17 protein-coding genes and 1 pseudogene are annotated in these 19,500 nt (G+C 68.8%); 8 read left to right on the top strand and 10 right to left on the bottom strand.

From position 1 onward, the window contains the following. Positions 1 to 110 precede the first annotated feature (110 nt). From I4Q42_RS13865 to I4Q42_RS13850, 4 genes are all read right to left on the bottom strand, one after another. Positions 111 to 1,358, bottom strand: coding sequence for a pentapeptide repeat-containing protein (locus I4Q42_RS13865; protein ID WP_198576676.1), 1,248 nt, complete (start codon positions 1,356 to 1,358; stop codon positions 111 to 113). An 81-nt stretch (positions 1,359 to 1,439) separates the two neighbouring features. After that, on the bottom strand, positions 1,440 to 2,399 hold the full coding sequence (locus I4Q42_RS13860; protein ID WP_198576675.1) for a magnesium transporter CorA family protein: 960 nt from the start codon (positions 2,397 to 2,399) through the stop codon (positions 1,440 to 1,442). A 74-nt stretch (positions 2,400 to 2,473) separates the two neighbouring features. After that, positions 2,474 to 3,160 (bottom strand): CHAP domain-containing protein, encoded by a 687-nt coding sequence (locus I4Q42_RS13855; RefSeq protein WP_198576674.1) that lies wholly within the window; start codon positions 3,158 to 3,160, stop codon positions 2,474 to 2,476. A 70-nt stretch (positions 3,161 to 3,230) separates the two neighbouring features. Continuing rightward, positions 3,231 to 4,328 carry an acyltransferase family protein gene (locus I4Q42_RS13850; RefSeq protein ID WP_198576673.1) on the bottom strand — a complete coding sequence of 366 codons (1,098 nt, stop codon included), beginning with the start codon at positions 4,326 to 4,328 and terminating at the stop codon, positions 3,231 to 3,233. Between the two features lie 118 nt (positions 4,329 to 4,446). Here I4Q42_RS13850 and I4Q42_RS13845 point away from each other — a divergent pair, with 118 nt between their 5' ends. Further along, positions 4,447 to 5,232 carry a TerC family protein gene (locus I4Q42_RS13845; protein WP_198576672.1) on the top strand — a complete coding sequence of 262 codons (786 nt, stop codon included), beginning with the start codon at positions 4,447 to 4,449 and terminating at the stop codon, positions 5,230 to 5,232. A 173-nt stretch (positions 5,233 to 5,405) separates the two neighbouring features. On the opposite strand, the gene ybaL is transcribed toward I4Q42_RS13845, so the two are convergent. After that, positions 5,406 to 7,055, bottom strand: coding sequence for a YbaL family putative K(+) efflux transporter (gene ybaL / locus I4Q42_RS13840; RefSeq protein WP_198576671.1), 1,650 nt, complete (start codon positions 7,053 to 7,055; stop codon positions 5,406 to 5,408). A 71-nt stretch (positions 7,056 to 7,126) separates the two neighbouring features. Here ybaL and I4Q42_RS13835 point away from each other — a divergent pair, with 71 nt between their 5' ends. The 6 genes from I4Q42_RS13835 to I4Q42_RS13810 all read left to right on the top strand — a co-directional run bounded on the left by I4Q42_RS13835 (position 7,127) and on the right by I4Q42_RS13810 (position 14,951). Beyond that, positions 7,127 to 7,399, top strand: a complete 273-nt coding sequence (locus tag I4Q42_RS13835) for a helix-turn-helix domain-containing protein (protein ID WP_198576670.1) — start codon at positions 7,127 to 7,129, stop codon at positions 7,397 to 7,399. 25 nt (positions 7,400 to 7,424) lie between these two features. Continuing rightward, the gene (locus I4Q42_RS13830) at positions 7,425 to 9,212 is read left to right on the top strand and encodes a cation:proton antiporter domain-containing protein (protein ID WP_198576669.1); all 1,788 of its coding nucleotides are present in this window, start codon (positions 7,425 to 7,427) and stop codon (positions 9,210 to 9,212) included. 341 nt (positions 9,213 to 9,553) lie between these two features. After that, positions 9,554 to 10,762, top strand: coding sequence for an outer membrane beta-barrel protein (locus I4Q42_RS13825; protein ID WP_198576668.1), 1,209 nt, complete (start codon positions 9,554 to 9,556; stop codon positions 10,760 to 10,762). Positions 10,763 to 11,360: 598 nt separating this feature from the next. Then, positions 11,361 to 13,232 (top strand): ribonucleoside-diphosphate reductase subunit alpha, encoded by a 1,872-nt coding sequence (locus I4Q42_RS13820; RefSeq protein ID WP_198576843.1) that lies wholly within the window; start codon positions 11,361 to 11,363, stop codon positions 13,230 to 13,232. A 323-nt stretch (positions 13,233 to 13,555) separates the two neighbouring features. Beyond that, positions 13,556 to 14,524, top strand: coding sequence for a lipid A-modifier LpxR family protein (locus I4Q42_RS13815; RefSeq protein ID WP_198576667.1), 969 nt, complete (start codon positions 13,556 to 13,558; stop codon positions 14,522 to 14,524). A 103-nt stretch (positions 14,525 to 14,627) separates the two neighbouring features. Beyond that, entirely contained in the window at positions 14,628 to 14,951 is a 324-nt protein-coding gene (locus I4Q42_RS13810; protein WP_198576666.1) for an FmdB family zinc ribbon protein, read from the top strand. Positions 14,952 to 14,974: 23 nt separating this feature from the next. Here I4Q42_RS13810 and I4Q42_RS26080 read toward each other — a convergent pair. Next, positions 14,975 to 15,066, bottom strand: a pseudogene (locus tag I4Q42_RS26080) (hypothetical protein); the annotation flags it as partial. Positions 15,067 to 15,089: 23 nt separating this feature from the next. Beyond that, positions 15,090 to 15,536, bottom strand: coding sequence for a copper-binding protein (locus tag I4Q42_RS13805; protein ID WP_198576665.1), 447 nt, complete (start codon positions 15,534 to 15,536; stop codon positions 15,090 to 15,092). Positions 15,537 to 15,677: 141 nt separating this feature from the next. On the opposite strand from I4Q42_RS13805, the gene I4Q42_RS13800 reads away from it, so the two are divergent. Further along, positions 15,678 to 16,598, top strand: coding sequence for a DUF4019 domain-containing protein (locus I4Q42_RS13800; RefSeq protein WP_198576664.1), 921 nt, complete (start codon positions 15,678 to 15,680; stop codon positions 16,596 to 16,598). A 23-nt stretch (positions 16,599 to 16,621) separates the two neighbouring features. Here I4Q42_RS13800 and I4Q42_RS13795 read toward each other — a convergent pair whose 3' ends face one another. The 3 genes from I4Q42_RS13795 to I4Q42_RS13785 all read right to left on the bottom strand — a co-directional run bounded on the left by I4Q42_RS13795 (position 16,622) and on the right by I4Q42_RS13785 (position 19,426). Next, a complete protein-coding gene (locus tag I4Q42_RS13795; protein WP_198576663.1) occupies positions 16,622 to 17,902 on the bottom strand; it encodes a patatin-like phospholipase family protein in 1,281 nt (426 codons plus the stop codon). A 4-nt stretch (positions 17,903 to 17,906) separates the two neighbouring features. After that, the gene (trhA, locus tag I4Q42_RS13790) at positions 17,907 to 18,572 is read right to left on the bottom strand and encodes a PAQR family membrane homeostasis protein TrhA (RefSeq protein WP_198576662.1); all 666 of its coding nucleotides are present in this window, start codon (positions 18,570 to 18,572) and stop codon (positions 17,907 to 17,909) included. An 86-nt stretch (positions 18,573 to 18,658) separates the two neighbouring features. After that, positions 18,659 to 19,426, bottom strand: coding sequence for a sulfite exporter TauE/SafE family protein (locus tag I4Q42_RS13785; protein ID WP_198576661.1), 768 nt, complete (start codon positions 19,424 to 19,426; stop codon positions 18,659 to 18,661). Positions 19,427 to 19,500 lie beyond the last annotated feature (74 nt).

Raw genomic sequence — 19,500 nt, 5'->3', positions numbered from 1 at the left:
CACCCGGCTCGTCCGGGTGACCCAAGCGGCGTGTCAGGATGTGGCTAGGTCAGCTTGGGTCGCCCGCATGAAGCGGGCGATGACTTCCACAGGGGGTGTTGGCGGACGCCTCAGCCCTTCGGCGCAACGAAGCCTTCCGGCAGCTCGGCGCCGCGCAGGTCGCAGCCTGAGAGGTTGGCGCGGGCGAGGTCGGCGTCGATCAGGCGGGCGCGGGCGGCGCTGGCGCCGGTCAGGTTGGCGGCGCGCAGGATCGCGCGGGTCAGGTCGGTGCGCAGGGATCGGCCCTCGCTGATCACCAGCGGGCCGAGCTTGGCGCCGGTCAGGTCGGCGCGGGCCAGGTCGGCGTCGGTCAGGCGCGCGCCGCGCAGGTCGGCGCCCTTCAGCTTGGCCCCGCGCAGGTCGGCGCCGGCCAGGTTGGCGCCTTGCAGTTCGACGCCCTCCAGGTCCATGCCGAACAGGATCGAGCCTGGGGCCGACAGGCCGCTGAGCTTGCGGCCCTTCAGCCGGCGCATGGGCCGGAAGTCGACCTGCGGGATCGAGATCGCCCGGCCCTGGGCGCCGCCGCTGGTGCAGAAGCGCTCGTGGTCTTCCAGCAGCTCGTGCAGCGGCTGGTCGTCGATATAGATCAGCGGCGGCGGGGCGCGCAGCACCTCGGCCAGATCGGCGTCCTCGAGATTGGCGCCCGAGACGTCGACCCCGGTCATCACCGCCCGGCGCAGCAGGGCGCCCGAAAGGTCGGCCCCGAAGATCTCGGCCCCGGTCATGTCGACCCGGTTCATCGTGGCGTTGTTGAGCCGCGCGTTCGACAGGGTGGCCCCCGACAGGTCGGCGTCGGTCAGGTCGGCGGCGCGGGCGAAGGCGCCGGACATGTGCGCGCCGTTCAGGCTGGCGCCCTTCAGCAGGGTGTAGTCGAGGCCGGCCCCGTCCTCGGAATGGCGCAGCAGGCGAAAGCCCTCGGCCCCGTCCTGGACGGCGGTCAGGCCCTCGCGCAGGTCGCAAGCCGTCAGGTCGGCGCCCGACAGGTTGGCGCCGCGCAGATAGGCCCCGCGCATGTCCACCCGGGTCAGGCGGGCGCCGCGCAGGTCGGCGTCGCGCAGGTCCGCGCCGTACAGCACCGCCCGGTCCAGCACAGCGCCACGCAGCGAAGCGCCGGCCAGGAGCGCGCCGGTCAGGTCGGCTTCCGACAGGTCCACGCCGTCGAGTTCGAAATGCGAGAGGTCGACATAGGCCAGGGTGGCGCGACGGCCGGCCGGCAGGCCCTTCAGATAGCGGCCATGCGCCTCGACCGCGGCCTTGACGGCGGCGGCCGGGGGCCTGCGGATCAGGCTCGGCGGATTGGCGGCTTGGACGGCGGACATCGGCTTTTTATCAGGGCTTCTGGCATGTTGTGACCCCGATCCGTTTAAGGAACGGTTTGTTTCTTGCGCTCGCGAAACAAATCACAGCCAGCCTTTTCGCCGGAACCACAGCAGCGGGATCACCGCCGCCGCCAGCATCAGGCCCAGGGCCCACGGATAGCCCTCCATCCACTTCAGCTCGGGCATGTGCTCGAAGTTCATGCCGTAGATCCCGGCGATCAGGGTGGGCGGCAGGAACACGGCCGAAAACACCGAGAAGATCTTGAAGATCTGGTTCTGCTCGATGTTGATGAAGCCCAGCGCCGCGTCGAGCAGGAAGGTGATGTTGCCCGACAGGTAGCTGGAGTGGTCGGTGATCGAGGTCACGTCGCGCTGCAGCGATTTCAGGTGATCGCGCAGTTCCTTGTCGCCCTCGAACTGGTCGGCGAGGCTGGCGAAGGACAGCAGGCGGGCCAGGCTGACCAGGCTGTCGCGGGCCTTGGCGTTGACGTTCTGGGCCCGGCCCAGGCGGCTGAGGATCTTCTCGAAGGCCGCGCCACGCGGGCGGCTGAAGATCATCCGCGACTGGGCCTCGACCTCGCTGGCGGTGCGCTCGAGGATGTCGGCGGTGCGGTCGATGACGGCGTCGAGCAGTCCGAGGAAGGTCTGCGGCCCGCCGGGGCACAGGCTGGGCTGGCGTTCGGCCTGGGCGGTGAACACCGAGAAGGCGCGCGGCTCGACGTAGCGGATGGTCACCAGCTTGTCGCCGGTCAGCACGAAGGTCACCGGTGCGGCCGTGGGCAGCTCGCCCTCGGCGTTGACCAGGATGGTGGCGGTCATGAAGGTGCCGCCGTCCTCCTGGTAGAGGCGCGAGGAGGCCTCGATCTCGGCCATCTCCTCGCGGGTGGGCAGCAGCAGGCCGATCGACTGCTCGACGGCCACTTCCTCGGCGCGGGTGGGGTCCACCAGCTCGATCCATACGGCGTCGGCCGGCAGGCGCCAGTCGGGCGTATGGCCGCCCGGCTCGAAGCCCGGGGCGCCTTGGCGCAGAATTCTCAGCATGGATCGACCCGGACCTTCACCCTGCGGGTGTGGCCCAGGCGGGGCATGGCGTCAACGCGCCACGCTTGCCGCAATCAGCGCTGGGGTTGGGCGGGCTTGTCTTCGCCTTGGGCGGCGGAGATCAGGGCGGCGATGCGGTCGGTGGAATCGGCGGCCTGGTTGATCATGTCCAGCGGATTGGCGCGGACCGACAGGGCGACCTGGTTGGCGGCCTGCTTGGCCAGCGACACGGCGGCGTTCTGGGCGAGCGCCAGCTTGCTGGTGGCGGCGGCGATCGTGACCGCCTGCTGGTTCTGATAGATGAAGCCGTGGGTCGGATAGACCGTGGTGCCGAGATCGCGGATCGGGTCGTACCAGACCTTGACCTGGCTCCAGTCGCCGGCCGCCGACACGTCGACGACGGTGACATCCTGTTCGACCTGGCCGCGAGCGCCGTTCATGACGGACCAGTTGGCGTGGGTGACCTGGATCACCCGGTCGGTCAGAACCTGCGAAACGAAGGCCACGTGGCCGAGATTCATGCGGGCGGTGGGCTTGAAGCAGAGGACCGCGCCGGCCTTCGGCACGAAGCCGACGTCGTACTTGCCGACCGCCTGGCCCCACCAGGTGCGGGCGTCGCCGAAGATCTGGATGCCCGACATCAGGCGGGCGAACGGCACGCACTGCCAGTACCCGTCGGCCACGGCGCTCGAGATCGGCGCGAGGCTGACCATGGCCGCAGCGGCCAGGGAACCCCAGAGGGCTCTCTTCCGTTTCGTCATGCTGTGGGTACTCCCCCGCGTCACTGGGTAAGTCGATAACCCTGGGGGAAAAATATGAAAAGAGTGTTTATTAGGCCACAGTGACGGTTGTCGCCGCGCCACGGCGACGCTTGGCCAAAGACTTCATCAAGTCCCGGGCGGGCTTTTCCACCAGATGGTACGAGGCCGCGGACAGCGGAATCAAGGCCGCGACGATTAACAGCCAGACCAGTAGCGGCAGTTTGTCGCCCTCGATATTCAACAGCTTGGCCGCCCCGTTGATCGCCAGGATCTTCCAGGGGATGCAGATCATGTAGGTCGAGTAGCTGATCTCGCCCAGATACACGAAGATGCTTTGGGTGGCGAAGGTCGAACCGGCCTTGGCCAGGCGCGCCAGGGATAGAATAAAACCGCCCAAAATGGCCACGATCAACGCATCTGGCGCCTGGAGCTGCACTGTAACGAGCAGAACGGCGCCCGCCACGGCGGCGCCGATTCCCGCCCCGCGCAGGGTCACGGCCTGGCTCTTCCACAGGGTGTAGAGGGCGCAGCCGTAGAAGAAGCAGGGCACGATCCGCAGGGCGCCCCAGCGGATGGTGGCCTCGGTCAGCGGGAATCCGGCCAGCTTTTCGAAGGCCGGATAGAGGGCGGCGATCACCGCCAGGGCCGCGCCCAGCAGCACCAGCGGCCGCGCGCGCAGCCTCCAGGCCACGAAGGCGAAGGCCGGGAAGCTGAGATAGGCGAACCACTCTGCCGAGATCGACCACGACGGGTGGTTCCAGCCCGACACCGGCGCGAAGCCCCAGGCCTGGACCATCAGCAGGTTGGCCGGCAGGGCGTCCCAGGCCAGCATGTTCTTGTCGACGGCGATGCCGGCCAGGCCGGCGGCGAAGGCCATCAGCCCGACGCCGGCCAGGGTGAACAGGTGCAGCGGATAGACCCGCGCCAGCCGGTTCCACAGGAAGCCGCCATAGCCGAACCGACCCTCGCCGAAAGCCGTCAGATAGACGTGGCAGAGGATGAAGCCCGACAGGATGAAGAAGGCCTCGACGCCGAGGTAGCCCTTGGCCACCACGCCCGGAATCGCGCCCGTGACGGCGAGGTTGGGCCAGTAGTGATACATCACCACCCAGAAGGCGGCGAAGAAACGAAGCGCGGTCAGGGGCTTGATATGGGCGGCGTCAGGCATATCTGCTCTTCCGTGTCCCAGTTTCGCCGCATTTCGCCGACCGCCGATCCGGCGGCCGCGGCGGGGCCAGCGACGGGTTGGGACGTGATCAACCTGTCCACAACCTACTCCGGGACCCATGAACGAACTCCTTCACCTCGCCGCAGACCCGGCCGCCTGGGCGGCGCTCGTCACCCTGGTGGTCATGGAAGTCGTCCTCGGGATCGACAACCTGGTCTTCATCTCGATCCTGTCGAACAAGCTGCCGCCCGAGCATCGCCAGCGCGTGCGCCGCATCGGCATCTCGCTGGCGCTGATCATGCGCCTCGTCCTGCTGTCGACCATCGCCTTCATCGTCGGCCTGACCGCCCCGGTCTTTGACCTCGGCATCGTCGGCCCGGTGGGCAGCCACGGCGAGCCGGCCTTCGAGACCGCCTTCTCCTGGCGCGACCTGATCCTGATCGCCGGCGGCCTGTTCCTGATCTGGAAGGCCACCAAGGAGATCCACCACACGGTCGATCCCAAGGAAGAAAGCCACGACGTGCTCGACAAGACCGGCGCGGCGATCTCCAACGTCGGCGCGGCGATCTTCCAGATCATCCTGCTGGACCTGGTGTTCTCGATCGACTCGATCCTGACCGCCGTCGGCATGACCGAGCACCTGGCGATCATGGTCATCGCCGTCGTCGCCGCCGTGACCGTGATGCTGCTGGCCGCCGACCCGCTGGGCAACTTCATCAACAACAACCCGACCGTGGTGATGCTGGCCCTGGGCTTCCTGCTGATGATCGGCACCGTGCTGATCGCCGAGGGCTTCGGGGTGCACGTGCCCAAGGGCTACATCTACACCGCCATGGCCTTCTCGGCCGGCGTCGAGGGCCTGAACATGCTCTCGCGCAGGTCGGCGGGTAAGAAGGGGAAGTGATCCTGATCCTTCTCCCCTTGCGGGAGAAGGTGTCGGCGCCAGCCGACGGATGAGGGGTCTCTCAAACGCAAGACGCCGCGACAGCTGACCAGCCGTCGCGGCGTTTCTGTAGGTGCGACCCCTCACCCGACCCCGCTCCGCGGGGCCACCCTCTCCCGCAAGGGGAGAGGGATTTAGTGGGCTGTCGCCGGCGGCGGCGCCCGCCGCGGGGCACGCTGCAGCATCCCCCGCGCGATCTCCTGCTCGCCGATCAGGGCGTCGGTGGCGCCCATCTGGGTCAGCAGGTCGACGTCGGCGTCGGTATAGGCGCGGGCGACGATGCGAGCGTCGGGGTTGGCGGCGCGGGCCTGCTCGATGATCCGCGCGGCCTCGAAGGGGCTGGGCACGGCGACGAAGACGTGGGTGGCCTTGTCCAGGCCCGCCTTCATCAGCACCTCGGGGCGCACGGCGTTGCCTTCCACGACCTCGTAGCCGGCCTCGCGCAGCTCGATGGCCCGGTCGACCTCGTCCTCGATGACCACCAGCGGCGTGCGGTTCTTCAACCCCTCGGCCACCGCCTTGCCGACCCGGCCGTAGCCGACCAGCACCGCGTGCGGCTGGGCCGCGGCGGCCACCGGCTCCACCGCCTCGTCGGCCGAGACCTTGACCATCCGCTTGTCCAGCCAGGCGAACAGCAGCGGGTTGATCAGGATCGACAGGATGGCGCCGGCCAGCACCAGGTCGCGGCCCTCGGCCGGCAGCAGCTTCAGCGACACGCCCAGGCCCGCCAGGATGAACGAGAACTCGCCGATCTGGGCCAGGCTGGCCGAGATGGTCAGGGCCACGCTCTGCGGACGCTTGAAGGCCAGCACCAGCAGATAGGCGACCAGCGACTTGCCCACGACGATGATCAGCACCGTGGCCAGCACCGCCAGCGGCTCGCGCAGCAGCACCATCGGGTCGAACAGCATCCCGATCGAGACGAAGAACAGCACGGCGAAGGCGTCGCGCAGCGGCAGGGTCTCGTTGGCGGCCTGATGCGACAGCTCGCTCTCGGCCATGATCATGCCGGCGAAGAAGGCGCCCAGCGCGAACGACACGCCGAACAGCGCCGCCGACCCGAAGGCCACGCCCAGGCAGATGGCCAGCACCGCCAGGCGGAACAGCTCGCGCGAGCCGGTGTGGGCGATGCGGTGCAGGATCCAGGGAATGACCCGGCGGCCGACGATCAGCATGAAGGCCACGAACGCCACGACCTTGCCGATGGTGATGGCGAAGGCCAGCAGCAGTCCGCCCGAGGCGTTGGCCGGCGGGGTTCCGCCCAGCACGCCCGACAGGGCCGGCAGCAGCACCAGGGCCAGCACCATGGCCAGGTCCTCGACGATCAGCCAGCCGACGGCGATGCGTCCCCGGTCGGTCTCGATCAGCCGGCGCTCCTGCAGGGCCCGCAGCAGCACCACGGTCGAGGCGACCGACAGGGCCAGGCCGAAGACGATGCCCGCGCCCCAGCTCCAGCCCAGCGACAGGGCCAGGGCCACGCCCATCACGGTGGCGGCGGCGATCTGCACGACGGCGCCGGGGATGGCGATCTTGCGCACCGCCATCAGGTCCTTGACCGAGAAGTGCAGCCCGACCCCGAACATCAGCAGGATGACGCCGATCTCGGCCAGCTGCGGGGCCAGCTCCTGGTCGGCGACATAGCCCGGCGTGAAGGGCCCGACGATGACCCCGGCGAGCAGGTAGCCGACCAGCACCGGCAGCTTCAACCGGTTGGCGAGCGCGCCGAATATGAAGGCCAGGACCAGACCCGCGACGATGGTTGCGATCAGCGAGGTGTGGTGCATGAAGCCTCCTTGACGGTCATCTTTTTCGGGCGTACTCAACCAATATGGGTGACAAGCCCGCGAGTTTCCAGATGCCTCACGCAAAAATTCTCCTGCCGGCCCAATGCCGGGGCGCCCGTGGCCTGCTCAACTGGTCGCAAGGCGAGCTTGCCGACAAGGCGGGGGTGTCGCGCAGCACGGTCAAGGACTTCGAGACCGAGCGTCACGCCTTGCACCATAGCACCGAGCGGCTTCTGATCGACGCACTGGAAGAAGGCGGCGCCGTGCTGATCGCGGCGGCCGAAGGCGGCGAGCCGGGACTTGGCGCCTGGGGACCGGGCGTGAGGCTGAAGACGACGGACTAGGATCGATCCAGGAGGGCAAAAGGCGTTGAACCACGAGGTTTCACCGGCGGACTACAAGGATCTGGTCCTGTTTCTGGCCACGGCCGGGATCGTCGCGCCGCTGTTCAAGCGCCTGAAGATCAACCCCATCCTGGGCTTCCTGCTGGCCGGCGTGATCCTGGGGCCGTTCGGCCTGGGCCGGCTGATCGCCATCGCCCCCTGGCTCGACTACGTCACCGTCGACAATCCCGACGAGATCGGCCAGCTGGCCGAGTTCGGCGTCGTCTTCCTGCTGTTCATGATCGGGCTGGAGCTGTCGTGGGAGCGCCTGCGGCTGCTGCGCAAATATGTCTTCGGCCTGGGCGCGGCCCAGGTGGTCGGCTGTTCGCTGGCCCTGGGGGCGGTGGCGATGCTGCTGGGCCAGTCGCCGGTGGCGGCCCTGACCATCGGCTCGGCCCTGACCCTGTCGTCCACCGCCATCGCCGTGCCGGTGCTGGCCGAGCGCAAGCGGCTGCACGCCGAAGGGGGCAGGGCGACCTTCTCCGTCCTGCTGTTCCAGGACCTGGCGGTGGCCCCGATCCTGATCACCCTGGCGATCCTGGGCCGCGGCCACGGACAGTTCGACGCCCGCGGCCTGCTGGCCCTGCTGCCGGCGGCGCTGGGCCTGGGGGTGATCGTGCTGGTCGGCCGCCTGGCGCTGCGGCCGATGATGCGCTCGGTCGCCAGGGCCAAGAGCGAAGAGATGTTCATGGCCGCCTGCCTGCTGGTGATCATCAGCGCCGGCCTGGTCAGCTCGCTGTCGGGCCTGTCGATGGCGCTGGGCGCCTTCGTGGCCGGGGTGCTGCTGGCCGAGACCGAGTATCGCCACGAGGTCGAGGTCAAGATCGAGCCCTTCAAGGGCCTGCTGCTGTCGCTTTTCTTCGTGTCGCTGGGCATCCGCCTGGACCTGTCGCTGCTGGTCGCCTCGCCGATCCTGGTGCTGGGCACGGCCGTCGGCCTGGTGGCGATCAAGGCGGGCATGGTGTTTGGCCTGGGCAAGCTGTTTGGCCTGTCCAACCGGGCCTCGGCCGAGAGCGCCCTGGCCCTGGCGGCCGGCGGCGAGTTCGCCTTCGTGCTGCTGGCCAACGCCATGGACGCCGAGGTGGTCAGTCCCGCCGTCGGCCAGGCCGTGCTGGTGGCCGCGACCCTGACCATGTTCCTGATCCCGGCCCTGACCGGCCTGGGCGCGCGCCTGGGCCGCAAGGTTCCGGCCGAGACCAGCGAGGCGCCTGACGCGCCCGAGGCGGTCGATCTGTCCACGGAAGAACCCAAGGGCCGGGTGCTGGTGGTGGGCTTTGGCCGGGTGGGGCGGCTGGTCGGCGACATGCTCGACCGCCACGACCTGCCGTGGATCGCCATCGACCGCGACCCGCGCCTCGTGGAGCAGGGCCGCCGCGCCGGCCACCGGGTCTATTTCGGCGACGCCGCCCGGGTGGAGCTGCTGGAGCGCTGCGGCCTGGATCACGCCCGCGCGGTTGTGGTGACCATGGACGGTCCCGAGGCCGCCGAGGCGGTGGTCGCAGCCGCTCGCGGCCACCGTCCCGACCTCACCATCGTCGCCCGGGCCCGGGACGCGCGCCACGCCGCCCGGCTCTACGAACTGGGCGCCACCGACGCCGTGCCCGAAACCATCGAGGCCTCTCTGCAGCTGTCGGAAGCGGTGCTGGTCGATATCGGCGTGCCGATGGGCCTGGTCATCGCCTCGATCCACGAGCGTCGCGACGAGTACCGCAAGGTGCTCAATCGCCCGGACGCCCTGGGCGGCAAGCGCAAGCGGCTGCGCGACGCCGGGTGAGGCCCCGGCTCGGCCCTTCGGGTCGCAGGTAGCCGGACACCTTGTGGAAAACTTGGCCATTCACGGCCTTTTTCCGCCCTTCCAGCCCGCCCGACGCTACGGAAGGCCTTGCGCGGAGCCGCTTTGCGTGCGAACCGAGGAGGACGCGGGCGCCTTTCGTGGACCTCAGATCGTCGGATTCGGCGCTGGTGATCGCAAGGCGACCGCGAGGTGTCGCGGGGGGCTTTCCGCCTCGGTGAAACTTTGGACGGTGTTGCCGAGCCGACACTTACGCGGAACGTGCGCCTTGGTATAACGATGCTCGGCCGTTGGGCCGTGCAGGGCAATAGAGGGCTCTTGATATGAAACTCAAACTCCTGGCGGGAGCCGCCCTGGCCGCGGTGTTCGCCGCGTCGGGCGCTTCGGCCCAAGAGACCGGCTGGTACGGCGCGGTCGACCTCGGCTACCACTGGCCGAACGAAGTCACCAGCGAGTCGGACGGCAACGCCCCCGACGGCGCTCACTATCACTGGACCTGGAACACCGAGTCCGATTGGACCGGTTTCGTGCGTCTGGGCTACCAGTTCACCCCGAACTGGCGCGCTGAACTCGAAGGCGGCTACCGTCCGGGCGACCTGTCGAGCGTCCGCGGCAACCCCGTCCGTCAGCAGCCGATCGGCCTCTGCACCCCGGGCGTGACCCGTACGACCGCGTCGCCGAAGTGCGGCTCGCCGGACGGCTCGCTCGAGTCCTGGTCGCTGATGTTCAACGTCCTGTACGACTTCGCGCCGGACGCCAAGATCAACCCGTTCCTGGGCGCCGGCCTCGGCGTCAATCGCCTGGACGTCTCGACCGTGGGTCAGTTCAGCGGCGTCGGCGCCATCACGACCGCCAACCCGGCCGTGCAGAACCTGACCGTCGACGACGACGACATCGCGATCGCCTGGCAAGGCATCGCCGGTCTGGCCTGGAAGGCGACCGACAAGCTGAAGCTCGACGTCACCTATCGCTACTTCGCCACCGACGACCACAGCTGGCAGTCGAAGGGGTCGGCCGCTCTGCAGCCGGGCACGTTCGAAGGCCAGTACAAGGACCAGTCGCTGACGGTCGGCCTGCGGTACTCGTTCGCGGCTCCGCCGCCCCCGCCGCCGCCCCCGCCGCCTCCGCCGCCCCCGCCGCCTCCGCCCCCGCCGCCTCCCCCGCCGCCGCCGCCTCCTCCGGCTCCGGCGCCGTTCGAGGCCAAGGAATTCATCGTCTACTTCCCGTTCGATCAGTACGTGCTGACGCCGGAAGCCCAGTCGGTGGTTTCGGAAGCCGCGAAGTACGCCAACGACGGCAAGGCGACCAAGCTGGTCGTCGTCGGTCACACCGACACCTCGGGCTCGCCGAAGTACAACGCCCGCCTGTCGGAGCGTCGTGCGAAGGCCGTGGCCGATGCGCTGGTCGGCCTGGGCGTCGCCCAATCGACCCTGGCGGTCGACTGGAAGGGTGAAACCGCTCCGGCCGTCGCCACCGGCGACGGCGTGAAGGAACCGCTGAACCGTCGTTCGACGATCTCGATCAACTTCTAAGATCGGATCCCGGACGGAGGCTCTCGGCTTCCCGACGAAATGCGAAGGCCCCGGAGGAAACTCCGGGGCCTTTTGCTTTTTGTGGTCTCGGTTTCCTTCTCCCCTTGCGGGAGAAGGTGGCGGCGCAGCCGCCGGATGAGGGGTCTCTCAGAAATCTGACGGCGCACCGGTCGATCCGCCGCCGCGGCGGACAGGGCTTTCGACCCCTCACCCGACCCTGCTCCGCGGGGCCACCCTCTCCCGCAAGGGGAGAGGATCGGAGCCCAAATATCCCCGCTCTTTTTGTCCGTACGCCCTTCCCTCGAATCCGGAATCGTCGGTCTCCGAGCGTTCCGGCGGCGGAGTTTCGTTAACGCTGGTGCGGCGCTTCGTCGCGTCGAAAAATTCTCATGTGGGCAACCCCTTGATCCACACCGGGAACCTTCAGTCGTTCACAGCTTGTTAACGAAAAACTCGCTTCGGAAGCGTTCCGACCCGTTGACGAAGAGGCGGCGCCTGTGGCCCCATATATGGGCTCTGGGGGCGCAACGCCCACTATATCTAGCGACTGCGCAGGAAGCGGACGGCTTCTCGCGAGCGCGTGGTAAATGAACGGGTTCTGCTCATGACCGCTGGCGAAGCGACCAAGATTCAACCTGCCGCGCGCGCTGCGTCGGCCTTCAAGGAACGTCCGGCCCTGGCCCTGGTGCGCAAGGTCGAGGTTGACCGTTCGCGCGACGCCCTGCTGACCGATTTCGGCAAGACGACCCTGGAAGACCGCTACCTGCTGCCGGGCGAGTCCTACCAGGACATGTTCGCGCGCGTCTCGACGGCCTTCGCCGACGACGCCGACCACGCCCAGCGCGTCTACGACTATATGAGCCGCCTGTGGTTCATGCCGGCCACCCCCGTGCTCAGCAACGGCGGCGCCGATCGCGGCCTGCCGATCAGCTGCTTCCTCAACGCCGTCAACGACAGCCTCGACGGCATCCTGGGCGTCTGGAACGAAAACGTCTGGCTGGCGGCCAACGGCGGCGGCATCGGCACCTACTGGGGCGGCGTCCGGTCGATCGGCGAGAAGGTCAAGGGCCAGGGCCAGACCTCGGGCATCATCCCCTTCATCCGCGTGATGGACTCGCTGACCCTGGCCATCTCGCAGGGCTCGCTGCGTCGCGGCTCGGCCGCCGTCTATCTCGACATCCATCACCCGGAAATCGAAGAGTTCCTGGAGATCCGCAAGGCCTCGGGCGACTTCAACCGCAAGTCCCTGAACCTGCACCACGGCATCTCGATCACCGACGAGTTCATGCACGCCGTGCGCGACGGCCAGAAGTTCGGCCTGCGCTCGCCCAAGACCAACGAAGTGCTGCGCGAAGTCGACGCCCGCGGCCTGTGGCAGAAGATCCTCGACCTGCGCATGCAGACCGGCGAGCCCTACCTGATCTTCTCCGACACCGTGAACCGCGCCATGCCGTCGTTCCAGCGCGAGCTGGGCCTGAAGGTGCGCCAGTCGAACCTGTGCAGCGAGATCATGCTGCACACCGGCACCGACCACCTGGGCCAGGAGCGCACCGCGGTCTGCTGCCTGTCGAGCGTCAACGCCGAGACCTTCCTGGAATGGCGTGACCACCCGACCTTCATCGAGGATGTCATGCGCTTCCTCGACAACGTCCTGCAGGACTTCATCGATCGCGCCCCGGACGCGGCCTCGACCGCCGCCTACGCCGCCATGCGCGAGCGCTCGGTGGGCCTGGGCCTGATGGGCTTCCACAGCTTCCTGCAAAGCCAGAACGTGCCGTTCGAAAGCGCCCTGGCCAAGAGCTGGAACATGCGGATGTTCAAGCACCTGCGCCGCGAGGCCGACAAGGCCAGCGTCAAGATCGGCGAAGAGAAGGGTCCGTGCCCGGACGCCGCCGACCGCGGCTCGATGGAACGCTTCTCGCACAAGCTGGCTATCGCCCCGACCGCCTCGATCTCGATCATCTGCGGCGGCACCAGCGCCGGCATCGAGCCGATCCCGGCCAACATCTACACCCACAAGACCCTGTCGGGCTCGTTCGCGGTGAAGAACCCCTACCTGGAGAAGCTGCTCGAGGAGAAGGGTCAGAACACCGACCTGGTCTGGGGCTCGATCCTGGAAAACGAAGGCTCGGTCCAGCACCTGGAGTTCCTGAGCCAGGACGAGAAGGACGTCTACAAGACCGCCTTCGAACTGGATCAGCGCTGGGTGGTCGAGCTGGCCGCCGACCGCACGCCGGAAATCTGCCAGAGCCAGTCGGTGAACATCTTCCTGCCCGGCGACGTCGACAAGTGGGACCTGCACATGCTGCACTGGCAGGCCTGGGAACGGGGCGTCAAAAGCCTCTACTACCTGCGCTCCAAGTCGGTGCAGCGCGCCGCCTACGCCGGCTCCGACGCCGTCGCGGCGGGCCCGGGCGGCTTCGAGATCGCCGAGAAGACCGACTATGAGGAATGCCTCGCCTGCCAGTAGTGCAGGCTTGGTAAAGCGACAATTCACCACAGCGGCGCGACATCTCGCGCCGCTGTTTTTGCGAGCGCGATAGCCGAAAGTGTGTGCGGTTTCGGCGGGTATCGCGCTCGATTCATATGAATCGGAGCCTGTTTATCCGCTTCGGAGAGTGACCTCCGAACCGGACAGGCTCCGAGCGGAACCAATACAGTCACTGACTGTTCACCGAACGCCGGGTTTTCCCGGTGGACGTATCCGAAATGCCGGATACGGTGGGCGAGATTGGGATTGGGGAATCCGCAATGCGTATCGTTTGCGCAACGATCGCGACGTGCTGCGGCGCCATGTTGGCGTTTTCCGCGGCGACGTCCGACGCCGCTGTCCGTAAGGGCAAGCGCGCGAGAACGCCGGCCCGTCCGGCCGCCGCGGCGCCGACTCTGACCCCGACCCTGCAGACCCTCGACCTGACCCGCCGCGCGGGCGGCCCGGACGTCGCTTCAGGCGCCGTCTCGGCGACGCCGTCGGCCGCCGCCTTCGCGCCCCGCGCCGTCGAGAGCCGCGCGGCCGAAGCTGAGGGCGGGCTGTTCGCGGTGTCGCCTGCCGGCCTCTACGGCGACGCCAACCTGCTGGACGCCGACCGCTATTACGACAATCGCGGCCCGGTCTCCTGGGGCTCCAACACCTTCGTGGTCGGCGAGAGCGACCACGCCGTCAATTCCGTGCGGGTCTCGGTGGCCCGCTCCTCGCGCCTGGCCCAGAGCGCGCCGCTCAGCCTGGTGCGTCCGGGCGCGGCCAATTTCGACGCCGACACCGTCGACGTCAGCGTCCAGCGCGGCTGGCCGGCGGCGGTCAAGTTCGGCGCCGGCCGCCTGGCCGTCGACTTCACCCCCCATGCGGGCGTCGGCTTCGGCGGCGCCGGCGGCTCGGCCGAGGCCGGCGGCATGGTGCGGATCGGCAAGAAGGACAAGAGCGTCGAGGACCGCGTCATCGACGGCCTGGGCGTGCGCGACGGCCGCGAGACCTTCGGCGACCGCGGGCGCTGGTACCTGTTCGCTGGGGCCAGCGGCCAGCTGGTCGGCATGAACCTGCTGCGCAGCGACGACGGCGACTGGAGCCGGGCCGGCATCACCGCCGACACCACCAGCAAGCTGATCGGCGACGCCCAGGCCGGCGTCGGCTGGCGTCGCGGGGCGATGCAGGCCTCGGTCGGCTATATCCGCCGCGAGATCAAGGCCAAGGACAAGATCATGGGCATCGGCACCCAGGAGGACTCGGTCGTGGCCCTGTCCTTCAGCCTGAAGCCCGAATGGTGAGGCGCGTGGGGCGCTTACATGGGCCCCAGAACGTGCGAACCCTTGAGTTTCCGGCCGCGATCATGCAGCTAGCGACCATCCTTCCGTAAAGTCGTCGAGCGTCATGAGCGATAGCGAGCCCCCGCGCCGCAAAATCCTGAGCCTGAAGAGCGGCGTCGCCGCTCCCGGCGGTCCGCCGCCTCTCGAGCGCCTGCAGAAGACGGCCCGGGTGGTGACGCCCGAACCGGCGCCTCCGCCGCCGCCTCAGGTCGGCGACTGGAAGTGCAAGCCCTGCGGCACCCGCTTCGATCCGCTGGCCGAACTGGCCGACGCCGACGCCGTGCGCTGCCCCTCGTGCAACGCCCGCCTGGGCGTGGCCGCCGACTTCCGCGCCGACCCGCCGCGCGTCGAGAAGACCCGTGCCCGCTATCTGAAGAAGGCCGGCTGAGCCGCTCGCCATCGGTTGTGTGGTCCTCGTCCTTCGACAAGCTCAGGGTGAGGACCAATCCGGAGCCGGCAGGTCGACAGAAATCCTCACCCTGAGCCTGTCGAAGGGCGAGGATTTCGCATCCTTTGTGTTCCCGAGTTAGCGCGGCGCAGGCGGGGGACGATCCCCGCCGGGCCCGCCCGGACCACCAGGTCCGCCCGGAGGCGGCGCGCCATCGGGCCCCGCTTCCGGCAGGAACGCCGCGATGCGGTGATTGCTCAGCGTGAAGCGCACCGTCTGGCCCACCGCCACCTCGCCCAGCATGCCCGGCTTGGCCGTGGAGAACGGCATGGTCCCGGCCGGCCAGTTCAGGGCCTCGGCCGCCTGGTAGGCGATGGTCACCCGGTCGGTGGCCGGATCGACCGCCAGCACCTTGCCGACGATCACCACCTTGTCGAGATCGGCCTGCTTGGCCGGGCCGGGGCCGCCCGGGCCGCCGCCTCCGCCACCGGGAGGCGGACCGCCGCGTCCGCCGCCGGGCGGCTGGGCATGAGCCGCCGTAGCGAGCAGGGCGACGGCGAGGACGGGGAGAAGAAGCTTGCGCATGACCGGGCGGACCGTTGAAACCGCTTCGGCCTTAGCCGCCCAGTGCTGCCGGATGACTGCGTTCGGTTTCCGCCCTGCAATAGGGCGGGCGGGCAAGCTTCACCGCTGGTGGTTTCAATGTCCGGCTTATAGGCTGGCGTGATGCAACGCTTGGTGATCGCCTCCATCGCAATCGTCGTCGTCATGGCGCTCGGGGCCGCACCGGTCGCCGCCGAAGGCCCACGCCGCGAAGTCAATGTGACGGCCGACTCCGCGCCGGGCTGGATCCCCTCGGCCGCTCTGGAGCAAAGCGTCCGGACCGCCGCCTCGGCCTATCTCGGCGACCTCGATTCAGGCCGCTACGCCGACGCCTACAAGGCGTTGGACGCTATAAATCGCCACGAAACCCTGGCCGAGTTCTCGGCGCGGCGGACCGCGTTCAACACGCTGGCCGGGCCTGTCGAGGAACGGCGGCTCATGAAGATCACCTGGACCAAGGACCCCGCTCGGGCGCCGGCGCGAGGCGTCTATGCCGCCATCGACCTGGTGAGCCGGTTCGCCAACATCGATCGCCACTGCGGCTTCATCGTCCTTTACCAGGCGCCGGCCGGCGGCGACTTCACCGTCATGCGCAGCGAGGATTACCTGCTGCCCAACGTCACGGCGGGTCAGATCGGCGCGGTTAAAGCCGATAAGGCCTGGGCGCAGATCTCGGCCAACTGCCCGAACTATCCGCGCGCGCCCGTCGCCGCGGCGCCCCTGCCGGAAGCGGAGGGCGATACCATCGGCTATCCCACCGTCGCCGCGGCGCTCGACGCCCTGCGGTCGAAGCGCGGCGTCGTCATCTCGACGCAGAACGGTTGGACCATCGCGGACGATAGCGCCGCAATGACGATCTGGTCGTTCCCCCCGGTCGGCCATCCGGCCTATCCGTCGGCCGTGAAGCGGCAGGTCGAGGGCCGCGGCCGCGGCGCGCAGTTGAACATGAGCATCCAGTGTGAGGCGTCCAAGTCGGCCTGCGACGACCTAGTACGTGCGTTCCAGGCCCTCAACGGCCAGATGCTGTCGCCCAAGGGCCCCTGACAGCGTTCCGCCGGAAGAACCCCTCAGCCGTCCGCGCCGGGATCCAGGCTGGTGGCGCCCGGCTCGGGCTTGGGACGGGCGCCGGGGCGGCGGAACAGGCCGCGCCAGCCGGTGGGCTCCAGGGCGGGGCTGGTCCAGACCTTGTCTTCCATCGCCAGGGTCTCGGCCGCGTCGTAGATCTTGCGCATGACCGGGGTCTCGAACCGCAGCATGTTCAGGCCGTCGAAGTCGCCCGGGATCGAGGCCACGCTGAGCGGCAGATTGTGGCGCGTGCAGAAGCCCTCGGCCAGGCTCAGGGCCTGGCGATAGGAGAACCGCAGCATGGTCTCGAAGCTGCGGCCCATGATCGAGGCCACGCCCGGCAGGGTCGAGCGCGGCGAGGGATCCAGCACGGTGTTGACGATCACATAGACCCGCCCGCGGCGGAGGCGCTGGCCGAGATTGCGCCAGTGCAGCAGGGCGTCGGGCATCAGGAACAGCGGCGCGGCCACCCCGCCGTCGACGTGCATTTCCTGGTGGCGCTGACCGCCGGCCTCGACCTCGATCATCTTGGGCGGGAACAGGCCCGGCACCGTGGCCGAGGCCACCAGCACGTCGCGGAACAGCTTCACCGCCTCGGGCCCGCCACGGGTGGCGATCGCCCCCAGGTCCCAGATCGAGGCCTTCTGGTTGTCGAGATTGGTGGTGGCGATCAGCAGGCGCCGGCCCTTGGCGTGCTCGGCGGCGACGGCGGCGATCATCGCCTCGTCGACGAACGGCTCGACCAGGGCGTCCAGGCTCTCGCCCTTGAAGATGCTGGGGCCGAGCGCCGGGGCCAGCCGCCGGAAGCTGAGCAGCTCGGAGGCGTGGCCGCCCAGATAGCCCTCGGTCAGCCGGTCGTCCCAGGCGGGGCCGAGAAAGGCCATCGGGGCGATCAGGGCCCCGGTCGAGACCCCGGTGACGATGGCGAAGTCGGGCCGCCGGCCGGCCTTGGTCAGGCCCGTCAGCACGCCCGCGCCATAGGCGCCGCCGGCCGCTCCGCCCGACAGGGCCAGGATGTTGAATTCGTCGAGACCGATCAGCGAGCGGATCGGCGCCAGCCGGTCGGCGGCGGTCTTCAGGGCGTCTTCGGCCTGCTCGATCGACAGGCGCACGCCGGGAAAGCCGACCACCTCGGCGTAGGCGTTGGCCGGCGGGGCCGCCAGTCGCTTGCCGCGCAGGGGATCGGGGCCGCGCCAGTCGCGGAACAGGCCCTGAATGCTGATCCGGCTCTCGCCGGCTGGACGCTCTGGGCTTTGCTCGATGTTGCGCTCGTCGCGCGCCATGCCGCTAGGCCCGCGCGCCGGCCAGGACCACGCCGACGAGGACGGCCGCATAGTGCAGGCCCGCGCCGCCGATCACGTGGCCGTGCCAGATGGCGCGGCGGAACTTCAACCGGCGCATCAGGTAGAAGACCGTGCCGGTGGAATAGACGAGGCCGCCGATGGCCAACAGCAGCAGGGCCACCCACGACAGGCCCTCGATCATCGGCTTGATCGCCACCAGAACGAGCCAGCCCAGGGCCAGGTACAGGCCGACCCAGAAGCGCTTGTCGAGGCCCGGCAGGAACAGCTTGGCCATCACCCCCACGCCCGCGATGCCCCAGACGGCGGCGGTCATGCCGATCGCCCACCAGCCCTCGAGGTTCTGGGTGGTGAACGGGGTGTAGGAGGCGGCGATCATGATGAAGATGCCGGCGTGGTCGAAGCGGCGCAGCAGCGGCTGCCAGCGCGCCTTGGCGAAGTTGTAGGCCGTCGACAGCGACAGCATCAGGATCAGGCCGACGGTGTAGACGCTGACCGCCGCCACCTGGCCCAGAGAGCCGAGGCCGAAGGCCAGGCCCAGCAGGATGCCGCCGCCCAGCAGGGCGCAGGCCAGGCCGGCCAGGTGGACGACCAGGTCTGCGAATTTCGCGCCCGTGGTCGGATAGTGCTTGGTGAAATCGGAGATCGTCATGGCCCGCCCAGCCTAGTCGAATTGGGTGACGTATAAACGCCGATCATCATGGCGCCGAAAGGGCATATCGCAAGCGTGACTGATGATCACATCAAGCCGAAAAAGCCGTCCCAGGCCAGCTTTGTTCCGACCACGATCAAAAGCACGTAGATGATCTTGTAGAAACCCTCCGCCGGCACGCGCCGCACCAGCCAGACCCCGGCCCAGGTCGAGGCGAAGGCCAGGGGGATCAGCACGGCCACCGCGGTCAGCACGTCGGAGGTGAACTGGCCCAGCGCCAGGTAGGCGGGCATCTTCATCCAGTTGACGATGGCGAAGAAGATCGCGCTGGTGCCGACGAAGACGTCGCGCGGCAGGCGGCGCGGCAGCACGTAGATCTGGAACGGCGGGCCGCCGGCGTGGGCGATCTGGCTGATGAAGCCCGAGGCCATGCCGCACAGGGCGCCCAGCCACGGCCTGGCCGGTCCGGCCTCGACGGCGGCGGCGGCCTTGACCGCCCGCTCGGCCCACAGCCGCTGAACGGCGAACAGCACCGAGACCACCCCGACCGCCAGCTCCACCGCCGACGACGACACCAGGGCCGCCAGGGCCCAGCCGAGGAAGATGCCGACGGCGGACGGCGGGACCATCAGGATCAGCAGGCCCTTGTCCCAGGTCTTGCGATAGGCCCAGACCCCGACGACGTCCTGCACGATCAGCAGCGGCAGCAGGATCGCCGCGGCCTTCACCGGCCCGACCGCCAGGGCCAGCAGGGGCGTGGCCACCACCCCGATCCCCGCGAACCCGCCCTTGGCCAGCCCCACCAGGATCACGGCGGGAATGGCGACGGCGTAGAAGAAGGGGTCGGTGAGCATGACGGGGGTGTTAGCAGGGCGTGACGGGTCGGACGACCCCTCGCTTGCGAGGCCGTCCAACGAGATCCTCCCCC

Origin of the sequence: Caulobacter hibisci, assembly GCF_016135805.1 — a bacterium.
GTDB classification, from domain to species: Bacteria; Pseudomonadota; Alphaproteobacteria; order Caulobacterales; family Caulobacteraceae; genus Caulobacter; species Caulobacter hibisci.
The sequence above is the reverse complement of the archived record's forward strand: the minus strand, read 5'-3'. Positions and strand labels throughout refer to the sequence as shown.